This window comes from Cryobacterium sp. Hb1 (assembly GCF_004403585.1).
GTDB classification, from domain to species: Bacteria; Actinomycetota; Actinomycetes; order Actinomycetales; family Microbacteriaceae; genus Cryobacterium; species Cryobacterium lyxosi.
Window position 1 is genome coordinate 48343 of record NZ_SOHI01000023.1, and the last position, 18527, is coordinate 66869.

The following is an 18527-nucleotide window of genomic DNA, read 5'->3' on the forward strand; positions in this document are numbered from 1 at the left end:
GGCACCATTCAGTTGGGGTCGGATTGCTTAGTCGGGGATCACGACCCGAGGAATGTCGGCGTCCCAATCAGCCTCAGCAACGTGCAATGCGCGGTATGTGTAGTCCTTGTCCCACGCATGGAAAACGATGTAGTCCTTACCACCCACGTCCATGACCAGGTCTTGGCCACCAGGCCCGCGGTAGAGACCCCCCGAGGTGTCGGTCGAGAGAATGGGGCCAATCTCCTTGGTCCACGGGCCGTCGATTGAGGCAGCCGTTGCCGCACCGACGGCGTACTGATCATCGCCATAGGAGTTCGCGGAGTAGAGCATCACAAGTCCTGAACCTCGAGCCACAATGGTCGGAGCCTCGATAAGGTTGCCTTCCCAGTCTTCGGTTTGCTTCAGGATCCTGATGGGATCGCTCGTGAGGCTGCGTCCATTCGGAGAGAGCGTAGCCGCTTGAATCCACGTGTCGAGTTCGCAACAGTTCCCGTCATTTTTCCAGACGAGATACAGGACGTCGTCGATGACGACGGTGCTTGCATCGATTGCACCGCCCTGGTCTTCTGGACACACGATCATGGCGTCGCCCTGAACGGTGAACGGTCCGGCTGGATCGGTGGCTGTGGCAACACCGATGCACTGCAGGGTTGGCGCAAAATTCGTCGCCGTGAAGTACATTACGAAGGAGTCATCGGTGAGTCGTGTTACTTCGGGTGCCCAGGTCTTCCCCGGAATGATCCAGCTCGGGAGCTCCGGCAACGCGTCGGGAAGGACCTCCCAATCGAGAAGATCGGTGGACGAGGCCACCTGCACGTTGCGGTTGTTGTCGTTGGTGGCATACGCGAAGTACGTGCCGTCCACCTCCACCACATCGGGGTCAGCAAAATTCACATTGAGTACTGGGGTGCCTGCTGTGACGAGCGCCGGGGGCGCCGATTGCTCTGCAGCCGCCGTGCAGCCGGTCACCGCGAAGGCGGTCAAAGTGGCTGCAGACACCCAGGCCAACGATGCGCGGCGAGCCGACTTCATCGGTGCTATCCCTTTACGCCGGAGCGAGAAACGCCCTCAATGATGAAGCGCTGGAGAAAGATGAACAGCGCGAGCACCGGCACGCTCGCGACGACCGCGCCGGCCATGAGTAGGTCATAGCGCACAGCATTTGCGGATTGAAGCGTGGACAGGCCAGCGGGCAGGGTTTGTACCTCCGGGCTGAACAAGACGTAAACGGGCCAGAGGAAGTCATTCCAGTTGCCGAGGAAGGCGAGCAGCGCGAGTGTTGCAAGAGCTGGTTTGGCGAGCGGTAGAACCACTTGCATGAAGATCACAAATCGGTTCGCGCCATCGAGCCGGGCGGCCTCCTCCAACTCGATCGGTAGGCCCACGAAGAACTGTCGCATGAAGAACACTCCAAAAGCGGATGCCGCCGTTGGAATGATGATCGCGACAAGGGAGTTGAGCCACCCCAGTTCACTCACGATGAGGTAATTGGGAATCACCAGAATTACCGGCGGCACCAGAAGAGTCGCGACGATGATAACGAAAACGAAATTCTTGCCGCGAAACTGCATTCGTGCCAGCGGATACGCCGCGAGTGACGCCGTGATGACGACCAGCGTGGCGTTGAGGGCGGCTGCGACCATGCTGTTTGCGAACCATTGCAGCACCGGTGTCGCGGTGCCGGGAGCGAGGATAGACGCAAAAGCCTGCAGAGAAATCGGATTGGGAATCCACGACGGTGGAATAGCAGTCGCGTCGGCCCGGGTCTTGAGGCTGGTCACGATCATGAAGATGATCGGGCTGATGAACGCGATCGCGATCGCGCCGAGAACGACGACTCGAGTGATGCTGCCACTCCCCCGGCGTGCTCGGGCTCCCGCACGCACCGTCGTCGTCGTTGTCGTCGTCGTCGTCTTCGTCTTCGTGAAATTACTCACGAGCGCACCTCCCTCTCGAGCTTCTTGGGCTGTTTCTCGCGAAAGATATAGAAGACAAAGGCGCTGATGGCCATGAGGAAGATGGTTAGTACGTAACTCATCGCTGCTGCGCTGCCCATCTGAAAGTTGCGTAGACCTGTGTCGGCGATCTGATAAATAGCCGTGCGCGTTTCCCGTCCGGGGCCACCCTGGGTCATGAGATATGACTGACCGAACATATTGGCGGATGCGAGGAGGGTGATGATCGTGATGAACGACAGGATGGGCCGGAGCCCGGGGATCGTCACGTGCAGAAACTGCAACCACGGTCCGGCCCCATCAACACGTGCGGCTTCATAGAGCTCGATCGGGATGTCCTGAAGGCCGGCAAGGTAGATGACGGCGTTGAATCCGAGCGTCCACCAAACAGTCACTCCCACGAGCGCGACCCAGGCCGCGGGCGTCGTAGTTGTCCACGCGGTGTCGTCCGGGAGTCCGAGGAGTCCCAGATAGTGGTTCACAAGCCCGATGTTGTTGTCGAGCAGGTATCGCCAGAGCACCGAGATGACGGCGACGCCGAGTACGTAGGGGGCAAAGTAGATGGCTCGGAGGAAGTCCCGTCCGGGAAACTTCTTGCTCATGAGTAGGGCAACGGCGAGTGGGACGATCAGGAGCAGCGGCACGCTGAGTACCGTGAAGATTCCGGTGGCCCGCATAGATCCCCAGAACGGGCCAGAAACCGTCGATCCGGGCGAGAACAAGGCAACGTAGTTGTCGAGGCCGACAAAGGGTTTGTTCGGCAGCGTGTAGTCCCAGGAATGAAGACTGATCCACACCCCTAGAACTGCCGGGAGGATGACGAAGCTGCCGAACAGCAGCAGGTAGGGGGCGAGAAAGAGCCAGGGTGTTGCAATCCCCTGTTGCCGAGTGCCCGCTCGCATTCCACGTTTGTTCTGCGACTCCGGTTCGGAAGCCGAGGGGCGGCGCGCCCTCCCCGTAGGAAGTGCGCGCTCACCTACCTTGGTCGACATGGGTCAGCCCCCGAACGAGGCTTTGTTGTCGTCCATGAGTTGCGTCGCCGAGTCGGCGGCTTTTTTGAGCGCCTCGCTCGGTGTCGTCGTTCCCTGAACCCCGTCGGCGACGGCGATTTCGAGGGTCTCGGCCTGCACTCCACCGATCCCGGGAATGGGCGGCAGGAAACGCATCGAATCGATCGTCCCCGCGATTGCTTCCTGCGGGAGCCCCTTGAGGGCACCTGCATCTCGCACTGACTGACGAGCGGGGATCATGCCCGAGCCTGCCCACTCGGCCGATTGCTCGCTCATCCAAGCGATGAATACCTTCGACGCGTCGACCTTGTTCTGGTCGGCGTTGCTCTGGCGCGGAAGGAAGAAGTTATGGGAGTTGGCCCATACAGCGTCTGTTTCGCCGATTGTGGGAATCGGGGCGACCGCGTACGGAAGGCCGGACTCGGCTAGATCGTTGATCTGCCAGATGCCGTCCCAAGTAATCGAGGTCTCACCGTTCTTGAAAGCGACGTATTGAGAGTCGATGGCGACGTCACTCGGGCTATAACCGTCGTCCACGATAGAGCGCTGCCATTCAAGTGCCTCTACCCCGGCCGCTGAATCAAACGCTGCTCCGTCGTCGCCGTACGGTTCACCGCCGTTCTGCCAAAGCAAGGAGAGATTCATGAGGTGGCTTGGCCACCTCGTCGGCATCCAGAAGGGAGTTTCATAGCCAGCTGCCTGAAGCTTGTCGAGCGCATCTTGGAAGGAAGCCGCGTCGGTCGGGGCCTCCGTGATCCCCGCGGCGGCGAAATGTTCGGTGTTGTAGTACATGGCTAGGGAGTGCACGTCGAGCGGGATACCGTATCGGGCGTCTTTATAGACGCCGGCATCCCAGACTTCCTCGGTGAAGTCATCCGACGTCAGACCCAATTCCTCGGCGAGATCGTCGATCGGTACTATGACGCTTCGCGCGGCATTGGTCGCGAGCTGGTCCAGGTGCATCACGCCGACGTCCGGGCCCTCTCCAGCAGTCACCGCAGCGGGAAGACGCTGGTAGAAGTCAGTCCATTGCATCGTGTTTGAGACAACCTTGATGTTGTCGTGCTCCGCGTTGAAGTCGGAGACCATCGTCTCCATGAACGGGCCATCACCGCCGGTGAATCCGTTCCAGTAAGACAGCTCGACTTCAGGTCCGGCGTATTCACCGGTGAAGGGCTCACTTGCCGCCTGGTCGGTTCCGCCCGTGGAGCATCCGGCGAGAACCAGCACAAGTGCGGCACCGAGAGCGGTGACCCCCAGTACTCGCCGCCCGGAGAAGTCTTTCTGCTTCATGATCGTTCGTCCTCCTCATTGAAAACATCGCTCCGCGACCCATGCGCAGAGCCGGCCTCATTCTCCCCGCACGTAACGGTGCGTCAAACAAGTGCCTACAGCTAATGTACAGCGCTAGAAAGATATTTGTTTACATATAGCAAATCCGACCCACGTGCCGTTTCCAGCGCCAGCTGCAGTCGCCCTAGGATGGTCCGGACCGAACTGGACGGGACAAACATGGCAAGAATTCGACTCATCGACGTTGCGGAACTTGCAGGCGTGTCCATGAAGACCGTCTCGAACGTCGTTCACAGCTATCCCCACGTGGCTCCAGCCCTTCGCGAGAAGGTGCAAGCCGCCATCGACCAGCTCGGGTATCGCCCCAACCTGACGGCACGGCGCTTGGCTACCGGGAAAACCGGAATGATCGCCCTGGCCATCCCGGAAATCGACCACCCGTACTTTTCGGAGCTATCACGCCACATGGCAGAGGAAGCAACCCGGCGGGGATACCGCGTCATCATCGAGCAGACGTTGAGCGATCCTGATTTAGAGCGAGCGGTACTCATCGATCGCGAAGCGGGACTGGTCGACGGCGTGATCTTTCACCCCGTCCGCATGGAAACGCTTGACATTGCCAAGCTCGATGCTGGCACTTCCCTGGTTTTACTCGGCGAGGCCGCCAGACCCGTTATGACCGACCACGTGATGATCGACAACGTCTCGGCCGCCCTCGATGCTACGCGGCATCTTTTGGCGAGCGGATGCCGTCGCATTGCCTTCCTCGGAGTCATCGCGGCCGACATCACTGGTTCGACAAATCAGCGTCTTCTTGGCTACCAACAGGGCCTGCTGGAGGCAGGGGTTCGATTGGATCCCGAGCTCGTCTTCACTGCGCTGGAATTCACTGCGGAGGCCGGCCTTCGTTCAGTCACTGAGGCGATCGACCGCGGGGTGCGTTTCGACGGCGTGGTCTGTCGCGACGACCGGTTCGCGATCGGCGCGCTGAAGGCCCTCCATGACACCGGGCGCTCGGTACCCGGTGACGTAGCCGTGGTCGGCTGGGACAACACCTTCCTGGGTGCATACACCTCCCCGACGCTCACCTCGGTGGCGCCAAAGAAGACCGAACTTGTCGCGGCTGCCTTCGATCTCCTCGAGGAACGAATTGCTGGATACCGGGGCGTTGGCCGGCACGTGATCGTGGGGCATTCGCTCGCAGTGCGCGAGAGCGCTCCACACACTCCCTAGCGTCTTCAATCTCGCAAAACTTTACAGCGCTGTAATTTGACGGCATGATTGCGGTATGTCGCGTTCTCTCCTGTTTTCTGCCAGTGCCCAGGGTGGCGTGTACCCCCGCCCCCAACTTGTTCGCCAGACTTGGCACGACCTGGCCGGCGAGTGGGCATTCGAACACGACGACCGGGACATTGGCAGGAACGAACGCTGGTTCGCAAATGCTTCGCACCTGAGCCAGGTCATCACCGTTCCGTTCCCCCCCGAGTCAGAGTTGTCCGGAATCAGCGACCCTGGCTTCCACCCCGTGGTCTGGTACTCGCGCGTCATCAGCGCAGAAGACGTGGCCGCGAGCGGTCGTTCTTTAGAGCGTGACCGGGTGATACTGCATTTTGGGGCTGTTGACTACCGCGCATCTGTATGGATCGACGGCCAGTTTCTTGGGTCACACGAGGGCGGCCAGACGCCGTTCTCCTTTGACGTCACCGAAGCGCTGACGCTTCAAAAGGACTGCGTGCTCGTGGTTCGTGCTGAGGATGACCCTCACGACGTCGCTCAGCCGCGGGGCAAACAGGATTGGCTTGAAGAGCCGCACGTGATTTGGTACCACCGTACGACGGGCATTTGGCAACCGGTCTGGCTCGAGTCTGTGCCAGTCCAGCGCATCGAAGCACTGAATTGGACCCCGAATGCGCAGGCTGGGAACGTTGAGATCGAGGTGGGTCTGAGTCGACGACCGGCGAGCGGTGTAAGCGTGCAGGTGGAACTGTCCATCGAGGGTGAAATTCTTGCGAGGCAGTCCTTCTTGACTCTGGAGCCGCGCTCTCTGGCAACCATTCAGATTGCGCGACAGTCAAACGGTCAGGCCTTCGAGACTCTGTTGTGGTCGCCGGAAAACCCGCGACTTATTGACGCGCATGTGTCAATCATTGCTGACGACGGGAGCATTCTCGACGATTGTTACTCGTATTTTGGGTTACGCAGCGCCAGCGTCGCGGGCGGTAGGTTCCTGCTCAATGACCGACCCTATTTCGTACGATCGGTGCTCGAGCAGGGATACTGGCCACAGTCCCACCTCGCTGCCCCTTCAGCCGAAGCCCTGCGCGCCGAGGTGGAGCTCATCAAGGCCCTCGGGTTCAACGCCGCAAGAATTCACGAAAAGGTCGAGGACCCCCGATTTCTTTATTGGGCGGATCGGCTCGGACTTCTCATTTGGGGTGAAATGGGGAGCACATACGAGTTCTCTTCGGAGGCAGTGTCGCGAGTCACCCGCGAATGGACCGACGTGGTGCGCCGTGACCGATCACATCCGTCGATAGTCACTTGGGTTCCCCTCAATGAGAGTTGGGGCGTTCAACAGATCGCACATGACGACGCCCAGATGAGCTTCGCCCAGTCGCTCTACCATCTGACCCGATCGCTCGATCCGAGCCGCCCCGTCATTTCCAACGACGGCTGGGAGCACGCGATTTCTGACATCCTTACGATCCATGACTACGCCGGTACGGCCGAACAGCTCGATACCAACTACCGCGACATCGACGCCATCCGTGCCCTCGTTGCGGGTATGGGCCCGGCCGGCCGCCGCCTCCAGCTCATCCCCCGGGAGATCGAGGGTCAGTCGATTATGGTCACGGAATTCGGCGGGGTGAGCTTCGCGCCGGACGCTGCCGCTGATTCCTGGGGCTACACGACAGCAACGAGCTATGAGGACTTCGAAAGTCGAGTCTCAGGTCTCGTCGGCAGTCTTCGGGACAACCCAATACTCTCCGGCTTCTGTTACACCCAGCTAACGGACACCATGCAGGAGACGAACGGGCTGACCGACGCGAACCGGAAGCCCAAACTGCCGATCGCCGTCATCCGCAGTATCGTGTCCGGGGAAGGCGCGCCCCCCCTCGAGTGACGGCTGTCGCTGCGTCAAATCTGCACCCAGGCACCGGGTACGGATGATTACGACCGTATCTACAGCTTTGTATCGGCCGGCGTTATGATGACCCGGTGATCATTGACCTTGCTGGTATCTCCGCCGAAGCCGTTGTCGATCGACACCTGTCGCACCTCGTGAGTGATCGAATCAGGGCAAGTCCCGAGATCCGCGGCGGCCAAACGGCGGCGGATGCTGCGCTCGCCGCGTTTGACGTGACAGGGTATGCCGCGACACGCAACCGGGTACTTCCGGAAACGGGTCGCGGCGCCTCCCGGTTGTCGCCCTACATTCGCCACGGGTTGCTTCCTTTGCGGGAAGTCTGGAATGCAGCCGCTGCAGGTCCGGCACCGGATGTCTCCAAATTCCGTGACGAATTGTTCTGGCAGGAGTATGCCCGACATTTATATGCTCGTGTTGGCATGCACCTGCATCGCAATTTGCGGTTTGACGTTGCATGGTCGGGGGAATTTGCGCCAGCGGCCTGGCCGCGCGAAATGGCCTGCGTCGACTGGGCGCTCTCGAGTTTGGAGACAGACGGCTGGCTGGTGAACCAGTCCCGTATGTGGCTCGCCTCGCAGTACACGGTGCGATCCGGGGCAGGCTGGGTGGCCGGTCAGGAGTATTTTCATCGCCATCTGTTAGACGGTTCTCGCGCGGCCAACCTGCTCGGGTGGCAATGGACGGTTGGCGCAGGCTCCAGCAAACCCTATGGATTCGCGCGTTGGCAGGTCGAGAAACGCGCGCCTCAATTGTGTGCGGCGTGCCCCCTCAACCGCAACTGCCCGATCCAAAATTTTCCTCCAGACCGAGATCTGCACCCGGTTTTGAATCCGACTCCGCTGCTCGTGCGGGACGACGATCTTGCAACCACGCAAGGTCCCACCACGGTCGTCGAGCGCTCCACGCCGAAATCGGTCTTGCTCACGGTCGAATCGCTGGGCGATGCGGATCCCGCTCTTCTTGCGCATCCCCAGCTGCCGGCCGTCTTTATCTTTGACGAACCAGCCCTTGAAAAACTTCAGCTTTCGAGCAAAAGGTTGGTATTTTTCGTCGAGACGCTGCAGGACCTGGCTGCGCGGCGCGAGGTAATCGTACATCTTGGAGACCCGAGACGAATCGCTCCAGAACTCAGCGCCGCGATCACCTGGGCTCCGGTTCCGAGCTTCGAGAAATACGCCGGGACCGCGGTGGAGCTTCATCCATGGCCCTGGCTTGCCCAACCTCACGCCGGCTCTGTCCAGAGTTTTTCGGCGTGGCGCAAGAACCTGGCGCGGCCAAAATAGCCTGAAAGTGCGTCACTGACCGGGTTGCGCAGTAACTTTCCGCGCAGAAATCGACCATGCGCGCCAACCGATGCGCCGACGCCCGAAACGCCAGGGCTGGTTCCTGGCACACCGGCCCAGCGGCAGGTCTAGATTTGCCGCTGGGCAACACTGAGTTTTGAATGGTTGAGGTTGTGCTGCTGTATACCCATCGCAGTCCGGCCGGGTATGACGGGGCAGCGGCCGCACACTCCATCGGTTCTAACGTGGCGACAGCTTGCGAAGGGCGCTGGCCTTGTGCGCGGCTTCGGCATCCGTCTTTTCAGATTTCACGATAAAGGCCGGCTCATCTTTCGAGGCGTGAAACCTTTGGCCCGCAAAGTCGAAATCACTCGTCTTCTTCTCGACTATCTCCCCCTGAGTTCGTCCCTGAGATGTCGCCCAACTCACTCGGTCGCCTGTGCTGAAGTCTGTCATCCTCGAAGCATACGGACGGAGACGGATCTGGGCTAGCACGGCGGGGTTGATCTTGTTTGCAATCGGCCTCATGAGGCCGAAACGTCGGCGCTCTGCTGACAGACCGAGCGCGGTTTCAACACACAGAACAGGTTGCTCGCCGGACCGTCTCGAACCGTCCACGGCACGTCAACCTGACCCAGGTCAGCGGATGTTGCGCTGGGCGCCCCGTCCCAGCTGCGGCGCGGGACGGCGCTCGCACAGCGGTCGCACTGACCACCGTGGCGTTTCCAATACCAGAGGGGACGATTTCACGCATTATTGCCACCAGCTGCTTTGCGGGCTTGGATCAGCCAGGGAACGCTGCGTCGTAGACTGCGCGGAGCTCGGTGCTGTCGGCCCCGGTCACGCCGCAGCCGGTGATCGTTCCATCGACTGCGCCGACGAGGTAGCTCTGGCCAACCTCGAAAGGCACGCCCGAGAAGTCGGAGGTCACCGCATCGACTTGGGCTACTTCCACGCGGTCGGCGACGTCGCCGGTGAAGCGCTCCGTGACCTCCAACAAAATGGACTCGCCCTGGATCTGCAGCACCGTCGCGGCGAACGCCTGCTGCTGCGCCGCGACGGTCGCCGGCTCGAGCACGAGGCAGCTGCCGCTCGCGAGGCCTCCACCGCTGGGAGGCTGCAGCGTCTCGACGGTGGGTTCCTGGCCGCCGAGCACGAGGGGCGCGACGATTGCAGCGGCGATGGCGAGGCCGGCGGCGACACCGATTACCGGCCTCCACCGCCGAAAGTCGCGTCGCGGCGCCTCGGGGGTGACGGTCCTGGTGCTGGAAGACTCGTCGGTCATGATCTGCTCCATTCTGTGGTCGAGCCACGTCGGCGAGGCAGGGGGCAGCCCGCGGGCCGGATCGGCGGCGCGCAGCTGATCGCGCAGCGCACGGTCATCGTCGTGCATCTTCGCTCCCTTCGTCGTAAGTTATATGTCCGGTCGGGTTGCCGGATTTCACTAGCTCCTGCTTGAGTCGCGCCTTTGCACGGTGAAGTCGGATCGCCGCTGCGTTTGCGCTGATGCCGAGCACAACGGCAAGTTGCGGGCTCGTTAATTCGTCCCACGCCCACAGTCGCAGGATCTCGGCGTCGTTTCGGCGCAGGCCAGCAAGGGCTGCGGTCACGCGGGCCGCCTCGGCTGTGCCATCGACGGTGGATGCGGCGGGGCTCTCGTCCGCAGCGGCCGGTGGCGGGTCGATTGCGATGATGCGGCCGATGAGACGGGTGCGGCGACGCTCGGCACGTCGGGCGTTGCTGAGGCACTGCCGCGCGACGACGATCGCCCACGGCAGGGCGTCGTCGGGCACTTCGTCAAGGCGGCGCCAGCACACCAGCAGGGTGTCGCCGATCACGTCGTCGGCCGTCGCGGCGTCGGTACGGCGGTGCAGGTAGCGGCTCACCGGGTCGATGACGAGTGCGACGAGGTGGCGCATTCGCTTCTCGCGGTTGGTGTCGGTGTCCGTCACAACTCTCATACTGAGGTATGTCCGGCAGGGGCGCGGGGATTTCATACGGGGTTTTCTCGTGCCGTTCCACCTGTCGGCTTTCCGCCCCTGCTTATCCCAGTCGCGAAACGACCATCTTGATCAGCGGCCAGACACGTTCCACGGACTTGTGATTCACCCTCTCCGCGGCAGAATGCAGGGCCTGAAGCTCGGTGCCGATCGAGATGATATCGGCGACGGGCACCCTTCTGCTGAACATACCGAGCTCAAGTGAGCACTGAGACACCTCGACGTTGGGCTCCTTGCCGAGCACGTCACGGTAGGCCGCGGATGCCGTGGCCAGGAGTTGGGATTGCGGACGATACGGAAACTCCGGCGCGTCCAGGCCGTAGAGCTCACAGACGACACCACCGCCGGCGAGCGCCACGAGCGCTTGTACTCGCTCGATCAACTCGTGTTTCCTCGTGGTCAGGGCCGACGTGACCGTCGACATGATCCGTGCACCGTCAGCCGTCGGTCGCAACGTTCCGACATTGTTCGACGTTTCCACACGACCGGGGACGTGCAGATTCCAGCTGACCACCCCCTGCGGGATAAGCCGCAAAACGGTCATGAGCCGGAGTCCGGCGGCACGCGAAAATGCGACATTAGGACGTATCGCGTTCTTCAGTTCGACGCGAATGGCGGGGTCAGAAATCTGGTATTCACTCTTGAGATGTACATCGAGCTCGGCGATGAGAGCCTCGATCGAATCCGTGTCCGCGTCATTAAAGACGATGACAGCGGATGCATCGGCCGGGATCGCACTATTTTGAGCACCGCCAAACGGATCGGCAATGCGCACCTCATGCTCACCGGACAGCCTGTGGACCGCGCGGGCCAGCACCTGCAGAGCGTTCGCCCGCTCCAACTGAATGTCGAATTCGCAGTGACCACCATTGAGCCCGCGCACCTCCAGCGAGCGCGCGCGGGTCAAGGTATCCGGTATTGGTTCGAACTCCCCCGGGACATCGATTGTGAACGTCACGTCTCCGCTGCACCCCGCGAGGATCTCTTCGTCGGTTATCCAGTTGAAGTCAATCATGCGCCGCCCAGCGAGTTGCGTGACGTCGAACTGTCCGGCCCCCACCTTCCCCTTCTCTTCCATGGCTGTGAGTACTGCCTCCAGCGGCGGATGAGGAATGTCCGTCGATTCCAGCAGTGCGAGGATGTAGGACACTCCAATTCCGTTGTCCGCCCCCAGAGACGTTCCCGTTGCCGAGATGTACTCGCCGTCGACGACAAGGCTCAACGGTTGGTTCACGAAGTCGAAATCGACACCTTCGGCCTTTTCGCAGACCATATCCAGGTGGCCGTGCAAAATGAGCGGGGCTGCATTCTCCAGGCCTCCCTGCCCTGGCTTTTTAACGAGTACGCAGTGCAGGTCATCCTGGGTCGCCTCGAGTCCGAGCGTTCGCGCGAAATCCACGACCCAGTTGGCGACCTGTTCCTCGTTCCCTGACCCTCGCGGGATGCTCGTGAGCACTTCGAAGAATTGGAATACCTCGCGCGGTTCGAGGTCTCTGAGCACGCCAGAGTTGGTCGCTTCTATGACGTCCACTGCAGACATATGTGATCCCTCTCGTTTGTTACTTGACAATGCTTGATTTGTTGCGCGACATGGTGAGGGCAACTACCCCGATGATGACCGCGCCATAGACCAAGCTCTGTGCCTGGGCGTCGATGCCGACGGCGGTCGTCGCGATAGGAACCAGGGCAACGGTCAACGCTCCGAAAATTACTGTGAGCGGATTGACGACACCTCCGGAGATTGACGTTCCTCCGATCAGAGCTGCGGCGATGGCGGGAAGCAGCAGGTCGCTGCCCAGCCCGGTGGGAGACGCAGACCCCGCCTGCGCGATGATCGCGATGCCGGCGAGTCCGGCGGCGAACCCCGAGAGAGCGAAGGCCAGCACCTTGAGGGACCGGGTTCGAACCGCAGAGAAGATCGCGGCCGACTCGTTCTTGCCGATGGCCGTCATTCCGCGGCCGATGCGGGTATAACGCAAAAGCACCCAAAGGGAGACCGCAAGAAGCACGCCCATCCAGAATGTCATCGGCACATTCGCGATTCCGCTTTCGTACAGCGCGTGAACGCCCTCCCCGTTGCTGGCGACGTAGACGGTCGTGCGGCCGCTGGCCACGAGCGCAACTGCTTGAAAGATTCCCAGCGTGCCGAGTGTCAGGGCGAAGGACGGTACCTGCGCGTAGGCGACGATCAAACCGTTCACGGCTCCGAAAGCGGTGGTGGCCAGGAGCACGATTACCGGCGATAATCCCGCTACGGGCCCGAGTGTGAGCGCGAGCAGGATTGCTCCCAGCAAGCCAATCGCGGCATTCGACAGGTCAATCGACCCGACGTTGAGCACCATTGCCTGCCCCAGTGCCAGCAAAAGAATAGGGGCCGACGACGACGCGATTATCGCCAGTCCTCCGCTCCCGATGAAGGCTGGCGTGAGGATGGCAACGACGACGAGTATCGCGAGGAAGATGACGATTGGGCCAATCGCATGCCAGCCTCCGATGCGCTTCACGGACGGCAACTTTCCGCGGGCAGGGACGGCGACCTTCGTTCTCTCGCTGTCAATCTTGGTCATCACAGCATCCTTTCGAGCAGGTCCAGGGTCGCGGGATTGTCGTGCCCGAGGTCGAAGACGCCGGAGATCCGGCCGTCTCGCATCACCACGATGTCGTCGGCGATGTCTAGCGCCTCATCGATCGTGTCGGGAATGAGGATGATCGCGGTTCCTTCATCGCATACCGACCGAATCTGCGCATTCACTGTTTCGGCCGCGCCCGGGTCGAGACCTCGAAGCGGATGGTCCAGCACGAGAGCCTTCAAATGCGCGGAGTTCAACCACTTGGCGAGGACGACCTTCTGCTGGTTGCCGCCGGAAAAGTCCTGCAGCATGTGCTCCGGCTCGCGAGGCCGAATGTCGAGCTTCTCAAACCACGCACGTGCCAGAGACAGCCTGCGTCGGGGAAGCTCGAACGGCCCGAGGGCTGCGGAGCCGGGATGCGTGAGCGTGATGTTTTGATCCGCCGGCATTTCCCCCACCATTCCCTCTGTCTTGCGCTCCGCGGGGACGTAGCCCACACCAAGAGCAACGGCCTTCTTGATGGACAACTGGCGTCCGGAATAGCCCGCGACCGAGACCGATCCGGAATCGAAGCCTTCCGCCCCGAATATCGCTCGCGCCACGGACTCGCGGCCAGAGCCGCTGGTACCCAGGATGGCCAGGATTCGTCCGGGATAGGCATCGATCGACACATCCGCGTAGGAGCCTGCCCGGGTGAGGTCGTGGATCGAGATGACTGGACTATTCGCCGGATCGATACTGCGCCGGCTTCGAACGGCAGCGTGAGTTTCCCGACCGACCATAAGACGGAATAGTTCCTCTTCGGTTACGTCATCGACGGCGCGGTCGGCGATCAATTCACCGTCACGCATGACGACGACGCGATCGCAAATCCGCATCACCTCGTCGAGTCGGTGCGAGACGAAGATCACCGAGCCGATGTCGCGAAGCTTGGAGATTTCCCTCTCCAGGATCGCGGTCTCCGTCCTCTCCAAAATCGCGGTCGGTTCGTCGAGGATCACCAGAGGAGTCGTGTGACTGGCAGCACTCACCCGGATTGCTCGTGCGATCTCGACCATCTGGCGATCAACGAACGACAGGTCGCTGACCCGCGTCTTCGGATTCAAGTGCGATCCGATCAGGTCGAGAGCCTGTGCCGCGTCCGCGTAGAGGCGTCGCCAGTTGTAGAGCCCCAGCCGGTTGACACCGCCCCGGCCGATTGGGGTGTTCACCTCAATATTTTCGGCAATAGTGAGGTTCGTGAATAGGGATTGCTCTTGGTGAACAACCCCGATCCCCACGCGCAGGGCATCAGCTGGCCCGCGGAACTGGACTTCGCGTCCGTTGACGGCGATTGTCCCTTCATCGTGCCGATAGTTGCCCGACAAGATCTTCAGCAGCGTGGACTTGCCCGCGCCGTTCTCGCCGATAAGTCCAATGACCTCACCGGATTGGATGCTCAGGGACACTCCACGTACGGCACGATTAGATCCGAAGCTTTTGGAGACATTGTTCAGGTGAAGCACTGCAGGAGTTGTGGTCACGTCGCTCACTTCGCCACCCGCAATCTGTCACGCTGCGACCATGCGGCGAACACGATGGCTGCGACCAGAATCGCACCGGTGACGGCCGACTGATAGCTCGACTCAACACCGGAGAGGATGAGTCCGTTGTTGAGGATCGTCAGGAGGAATACGCCCAATACGGTGCGCAGGATCCCCCCTTTTCCGCCGGCGAGGTGAGTTCCTCCGATGACAACTGCAGGGATGACGATGAAGAGCACCCCGGAGCCGACTGTGGGCGACCCGATGTCGAGTTGAACAGTGGCGAGGATACCGCCGAGCCCACTCAGCACAGCGGCGATGGCAAAGACGGCGACCTTCACAGGGAAAGCGGGAAGGCCCGCCGAGCGAACGATCGTCTCGCTGTTTCCAATGGCAAGGGTCACGCGGCCGATCCGGGTGCTGCGTAGAACGAGTATGCCCAGACCGATGACGAGCAGCGCCACCCAGAAGGAGTTAGGAAGACCAAAACTGATTCGCGAGGTCCAGCCCTTGAGTCCTTCATCCTCGAGACGGGGGAGAAGGTCGGTTCCATAGAGCATGGTGGCGATTCCTAGCCCGACGTACCACATCCCCAGAGTGACGATAAATGAGGGAACCTTCAGTGCGGTGAAGATGAGACCGCTGGCGACTCCGAGCAGGAGTGCCACGCCGAGGGCGATAACCCAAGCCCACGGACCCAGGTCCGCTCCCCCGCGCGAGTTATTACTCAGGAGTATCCAGGTCATCCCGGTTGCCCCCATGACTCCCTCCACGGACAAGTCGATAGAGCCGAGGAGAATAACTAAAGTCGCGCCCACGGCCACAATCAAGGGGATGGCGGACTGGGTGAGTACGTTCTGAATGTTGGACGCGGTCAGAAAACGTTCATTGAGCAGGGAAAACACACTGATAAGAACGGCGAGGGCCACGAGTAAACTCAGTGGTTCGGCGAGACCGCGAAACCGAGCGCGGCGCTCGATGCCGGACTCGCGGATCCTGATCGCGGTGGTGGTTATGCCACCCGCGCCCTGTTCCGACAAGACTTTGTGAACCATGAGAAATCTCCTCGTTGATACCGATCACATAATGGTTATGTACCTGATCCGGCCCTCGTCGATCAGACGAGGGCCGGATCAGGTGGCCGCAATGCTACGGCTTGGGCAGGACTTCGGGTCCACCGCCGCCGATCAGAGTTGCCGGCTCGGTGTCCCACGGGCCCTTCTCGACGAGCTGGTCGACGAAATCAGCTGCAGCGGTGGGGGTGTCGTACTTTAGGTAGTCGCCCAGGGTTTCGGGCGTCACACACTTGATGTCAAAAAAACTCGTGCGCTTTTCCTTGGGCAGTTCAGACGGAACGATTTCTCCGGTCGCTGCCAGGTAGGCCGTATACAGACCGATAGCGGAGGCCATGTAGCCGCGGTGGAAGGTCTCGCCGACGATGGCGTTGTTACCATAGCCTTTCTCCATCAGTGCCACCGTGTCGGGGTACAGGCCGTCAGAGGCGAACTTCACCTTGTCCAGCAAACCCGCGTCGTCGAAGGCCTGGATCGCACCGAGCTGCATGCCGTCGTCGGCGCTCCAGACACCATTGATCTGGTCTCCGTACTTTGCAATCAAGTCCTTGGCATTCTGATTCGCGAGCTGCGGGTCCCAATTCGAGGGCTGGTTCTCGAGAATCTTGATCCCGGGGTAGTTTTCACGCATTTCAGCCTCAAAGCCGGCAACACGCGTCTGGCTCGTTGTGCTGTCCTGGACGCCGGGGAACATGATGACGTTGCCCTTGCCGCCGAGCGCATCACCGATCGCCTGAGCGTTGCAGCGGCCCGAGTCCACGCCGGGGTGCTTCTGGAAGGCCACAAAATTGTCGCCCGAGTCCCAAGGCTCGAAGTTGTCCGGCTTGTTCCACCAGATCGACACGTAGCCGCCGGCACGCTTCACAGCGTCCACGATCGTCGGGGTGTCTGAGCTCGCGACGGTGTTGACGAACATCACGACCTTCTTGCCCTGCGCCAGAATTGCCTGAATCTTTGAGATTTCAGTCTGCGACGAGCCCTGCGAGTCGATGATCTCGAGTGGAATGTCCAGTTTTTTGGAAAGAGCCTTTGCCCCCTCGATATTGGCGATGAAGTAGGGGTTGGTGGTGTTGATGACGGAGGCGACGAGAACCAGGTCCTCCTTGGCAATGGGGCCAGAGGAAGAAGATCCGCCGGCTCCGCTCGCGGTCGACGTGCACCCGGCGAGTGCGAGCGCAGCGACAGCGGCGATGGCGGCGAATCGAACGAGCGCACCGCGATTGTGTTTCAGAGACATCTTTGACTCCTTGTTGGTGGGTGAGGCTTGGACTACGTCCCATGCATTTTTATTCAGTGAAGCATTTTTGATTCATTGTGAGGATAGAGGCGATGAGGTGCGCACACAAGAAAATTTCGCTTGATAGTTCACCTGTAACCGATTCGTTAGAATCGGGCGCCGACAAAGCGTGCGTCAGTGCAAGGTGCGGAAGAAATCACGGACGTCGGTCACATAGATTTCCGGTTCCTCCAAAGGAGCAAAGTGACCACCGCTCTGGTGAACCCGGTATTGCTGGAGGTTGAAGTATTTCTCCGTCCAGGTTTTCGGCGGCTTGTATATCTCGCCCGGGTAGATCGAGACAGCGGTCGGTACTCCTACGACCGGGAACCGGTTGTGACTCGGAGTCCACGGGTTTCCTCGGCATTCCCAGTAGTACCGGGAGGACGTTCCGCCCGTTCCGGTGAGAAAGTACACCGCGGCGGTCGTGATCAGGTCGTCCTTTGGCCAGACATTCTCAAATGCCTCTGTGCCGCTACCTCGTTCCGCGAGGCCCCAGAAGTACCGCTTTTCGGTGATCCAAGCCAGCTGGGCTGCAGGTGAGTCGGCGACGAGCGCCGCGAGCGTCTGTGGCTTCGTCAATTGGAGCTCACCGTAGCCGCTTTCATTCTCGACGAACAACTTTCCCCGATCGAACCAGCCGGATTCGTCAGCGGAGTACTCGCTCGCCGCCGGCAATCCCAAAGCAGAATCGAACACGATGCCCTCGGGTTGGTCGGGATGTTGTGCGAGATAGTGCGACATCTGCGCGGGAAAGTGCGTATAGACGCCGATGACATCGGACTCGTACTTGTGCCCGTGCTGTTGTGCGATCAGCGCACCCCAATCCCCTCCCGCGGTGGCGTAGCGGTCATACCCGAGGATCTGCTTCATGAGTACGTTCTCAAGATCAGCGGTCTTCCAGAAATTCCACCCTGTCTCTGTGAGCGGCGAGGAGAACCCGTAGCCGGGCAGGGAGATGAGAACCACATCGAAGGAGTCAGACTCCACGCCGCCGAATTTAACCGGATCCGTGAGAGGCTCGATGATCTTGCGGACGTCCCAGAAAGTCCACGGCCAGCCATGGTGGAGAAGCAGCGGCTTCGGATTGGTTCCCTTGCCACGTACATGGATGAAGTGCAGGGGAACGCCCATCACGTCTACCTTGAAGTGTGGGAGTTCGTTCATCTGACGCTCCACAGCGCGCCAGTCGTACTCATTGATCCAGTAGTCGATGAGGGTGCGATGGTACTCGGTATTGTAGCCATAGCGCCAGTCTTCGTTCCCAAAGTCCTGGGGGAATCGAGTCCGTTTCAGTCGCTCCATCATGTCGTCAAGATCCGCGTCGGGGATGCGGATCTCGTACGGACGAACATCAAACGAGTCCAACAAACTAGAACCTCCTTGTTCCGTGTCGCACACGCGGGGTATTTTT

General features: G+C 60.7%; 16 protein-coding genes. 3 read left to right on the plus strand and 13 right to left on the minus strand.

What is annotated here, in order from left to right; translation table 11 throughout:
- Window positions 1-27 precede the first annotated feature (27 nt).
- The 4 genes from E3T38_RS07145 to E3T38_RS07160 all read right to left on the minus strand — a co-directional run bounded on the left by E3T38_RS07145 (window position 28) and on the right by E3T38_RS07160 (window position 4240).
- Complete coding sequence (locus tag E3T38_RS07145) at window positions 28-1014, minus strand: glycoside hydrolase family 43 protein (RefSeq protein ID WP_134547454.1); 987 nt, start codon at window positions 1012-1014, stop codon at window positions 28-30.
- A gap of 5 nt (window positions 1015-1019) precedes the next feature.
- The gene (locus E3T38_RS07150; protein ID WP_241984349.1) at window positions 1020-1919 is read right to left on the minus strand and encodes a carbohydrate ABC transporter permease; all 900 of its coding nucleotides are present in this window, start codon (window positions 1917-1919) and stop codon (window positions 1020-1022) included.
- Window positions 1916-2839: a carbohydrate ABC transporter permease gene (locus tag E3T38_RS07155; RefSeq protein WP_134547456.1), complete on the minus strand. Its 924-nt coding sequence runs from the start codon at window positions 2837-2839 to the stop codon at window positions 1916-1918. The genes E3T38_RS07150 and E3T38_RS07155 overlap by 4 nt, the downstream gene beginning before the upstream one ends.
- Window positions 2840-2932: 93 nt before the next feature.
- The gene (locus E3T38_RS07160; RefSeq protein WP_134547458.1) at window positions 2933-4240 is read right to left on the minus strand and encodes an ABC transporter substrate-binding protein; all 1308 of its coding nucleotides are present in this window, start codon (window positions 4238-4240) and stop codon (window positions 2933-2935) included.
- 219 nt (window positions 4241-4459) lie between these two features.
- Here E3T38_RS07160 and E3T38_RS07165 point away from each other — a divergent pair, with 219 nt between their 5' ends.
- From E3T38_RS07165 to E3T38_RS07175, 3 genes are all read left to right on the plus strand, one after another.
- Window positions 4460-5473, plus strand: coding sequence for a LacI family DNA-binding transcriptional regulator (locus E3T38_RS07165; protein WP_134547460.1), 1014 nt, complete (start codon window positions 4460-4462; stop codon window positions 5471-5473).
- A 55-nt stretch (window positions 5474-5528) separates the two neighbouring features.
- Window positions 5529-7364, plus strand: coding sequence for a glycoside hydrolase family 2 protein (locus E3T38_RS07170; protein ID WP_134547462.1), 1836 nt, complete (start codon window positions 5529-5531; stop codon window positions 7362-7364).
- Between the two features lie 95 nt (window positions 7365-7459).
- On the plus strand, window positions 7460-8671 hold the full coding sequence (locus E3T38_RS07175) for an FAD-binding domain-containing protein (protein ID WP_198417322.1): 1212 nt from the start codon (window positions 7460-7462) through the stop codon (window positions 8669-8671).
- A 240-nt stretch (window positions 8672-8911) separates the two neighbouring features.
- Here E3T38_RS07175 and E3T38_RS07180 read toward each other — a convergent pair whose 3' ends face one another.
- The 9 genes from E3T38_RS07180 to E3T38_RS07220 form a co-directional block, all read right to left on the minus strand.
- Window positions 8912-9127 carry a DUF2945 domain-containing protein gene (locus E3T38_RS07180; RefSeq protein ID WP_134547464.1) on the minus strand — a complete coding sequence of 72 codons (216 nt, stop codon included), beginning with the start codon at window positions 9125-9127 and terminating at the stop codon, window positions 8912-8914.
- Window positions 9128-9455: 328 nt separating this feature from the next.
- Window positions 9456-10064 (minus strand): hypothetical protein, encoded by a 609-nt coding sequence (locus E3T38_RS07185; protein WP_134547466.1) that lies wholly within the window; start codon window positions 10062-10064, stop codon window positions 9456-9458.
- Window positions 10051-10623: an RNA polymerase sigma factor gene (locus E3T38_RS07190; RefSeq protein ID WP_198417323.1), complete on the minus strand. Its 573-nt coding sequence runs from the start codon at window positions 10621-10623 to the stop codon at window positions 10051-10053. Before E3T38_RS07190 ends, E3T38_RS07185 begins: the two co-directional genes overlap by 14 nt.
- Before the next feature lie 91 nt (window positions 10624-10714).
- On the minus strand, window positions 10715-12211 hold the full coding sequence (gene pepD, locus E3T38_RS07195; RefSeq protein WP_134547470.1) for a beta-Ala-His dipeptidase: 1497 nt from the start codon (window positions 12209-12211) through the stop codon (window positions 10715-10717).
- Window positions 12212-12230: 19 nt separating this feature from the next.
- Window positions 12231-13238 (minus strand): ABC transporter permease, encoded by a 1008-nt coding sequence (locus E3T38_RS07200; RefSeq protein ID WP_134547472.1) that lies wholly within the window; start codon window positions 13236-13238, stop codon window positions 12231-12233.
- A complete protein-coding gene (locus E3T38_RS07205) occupies window positions 13238-14764 on the minus strand; it encodes a sugar ABC transporter ATP-binding protein (protein WP_134547474.1) in 1527 nt (508 codons plus the stop codon). Before E3T38_RS07205 ends, E3T38_RS07200 begins: the two co-directional genes overlap by 1 nt.
- A gap of 5 nt (window positions 14765-14769) precedes the next feature.
- Entirely contained in the window at window positions 14770-15819 is a 1050-nt protein-coding gene (locus E3T38_RS07210; protein ID WP_134547476.1) for an ABC transporter permease, read from the minus strand.
- A gap of 94 nt (window positions 15820-15913) precedes the next feature.
- Entirely contained in the window at window positions 15914-17074 is a 1161-nt protein-coding gene (locus E3T38_RS07215) for a sugar ABC transporter substrate-binding protein (protein ID WP_134547478.1), read from the minus strand.
- A gap of 174 nt (window positions 17075-17248) precedes the next feature.
- Window positions 17249-18484 carry an epoxide hydrolase family protein gene (locus E3T38_RS07220; protein ID WP_134547480.1) on the minus strand — a complete coding sequence of 412 codons (1236 nt, stop codon included), beginning with the start codon at window positions 18482-18484 and terminating at the stop codon, window positions 17249-17251.
- Between the last annotated feature and the right edge of the window lie 43 nt (window positions 18485-18527).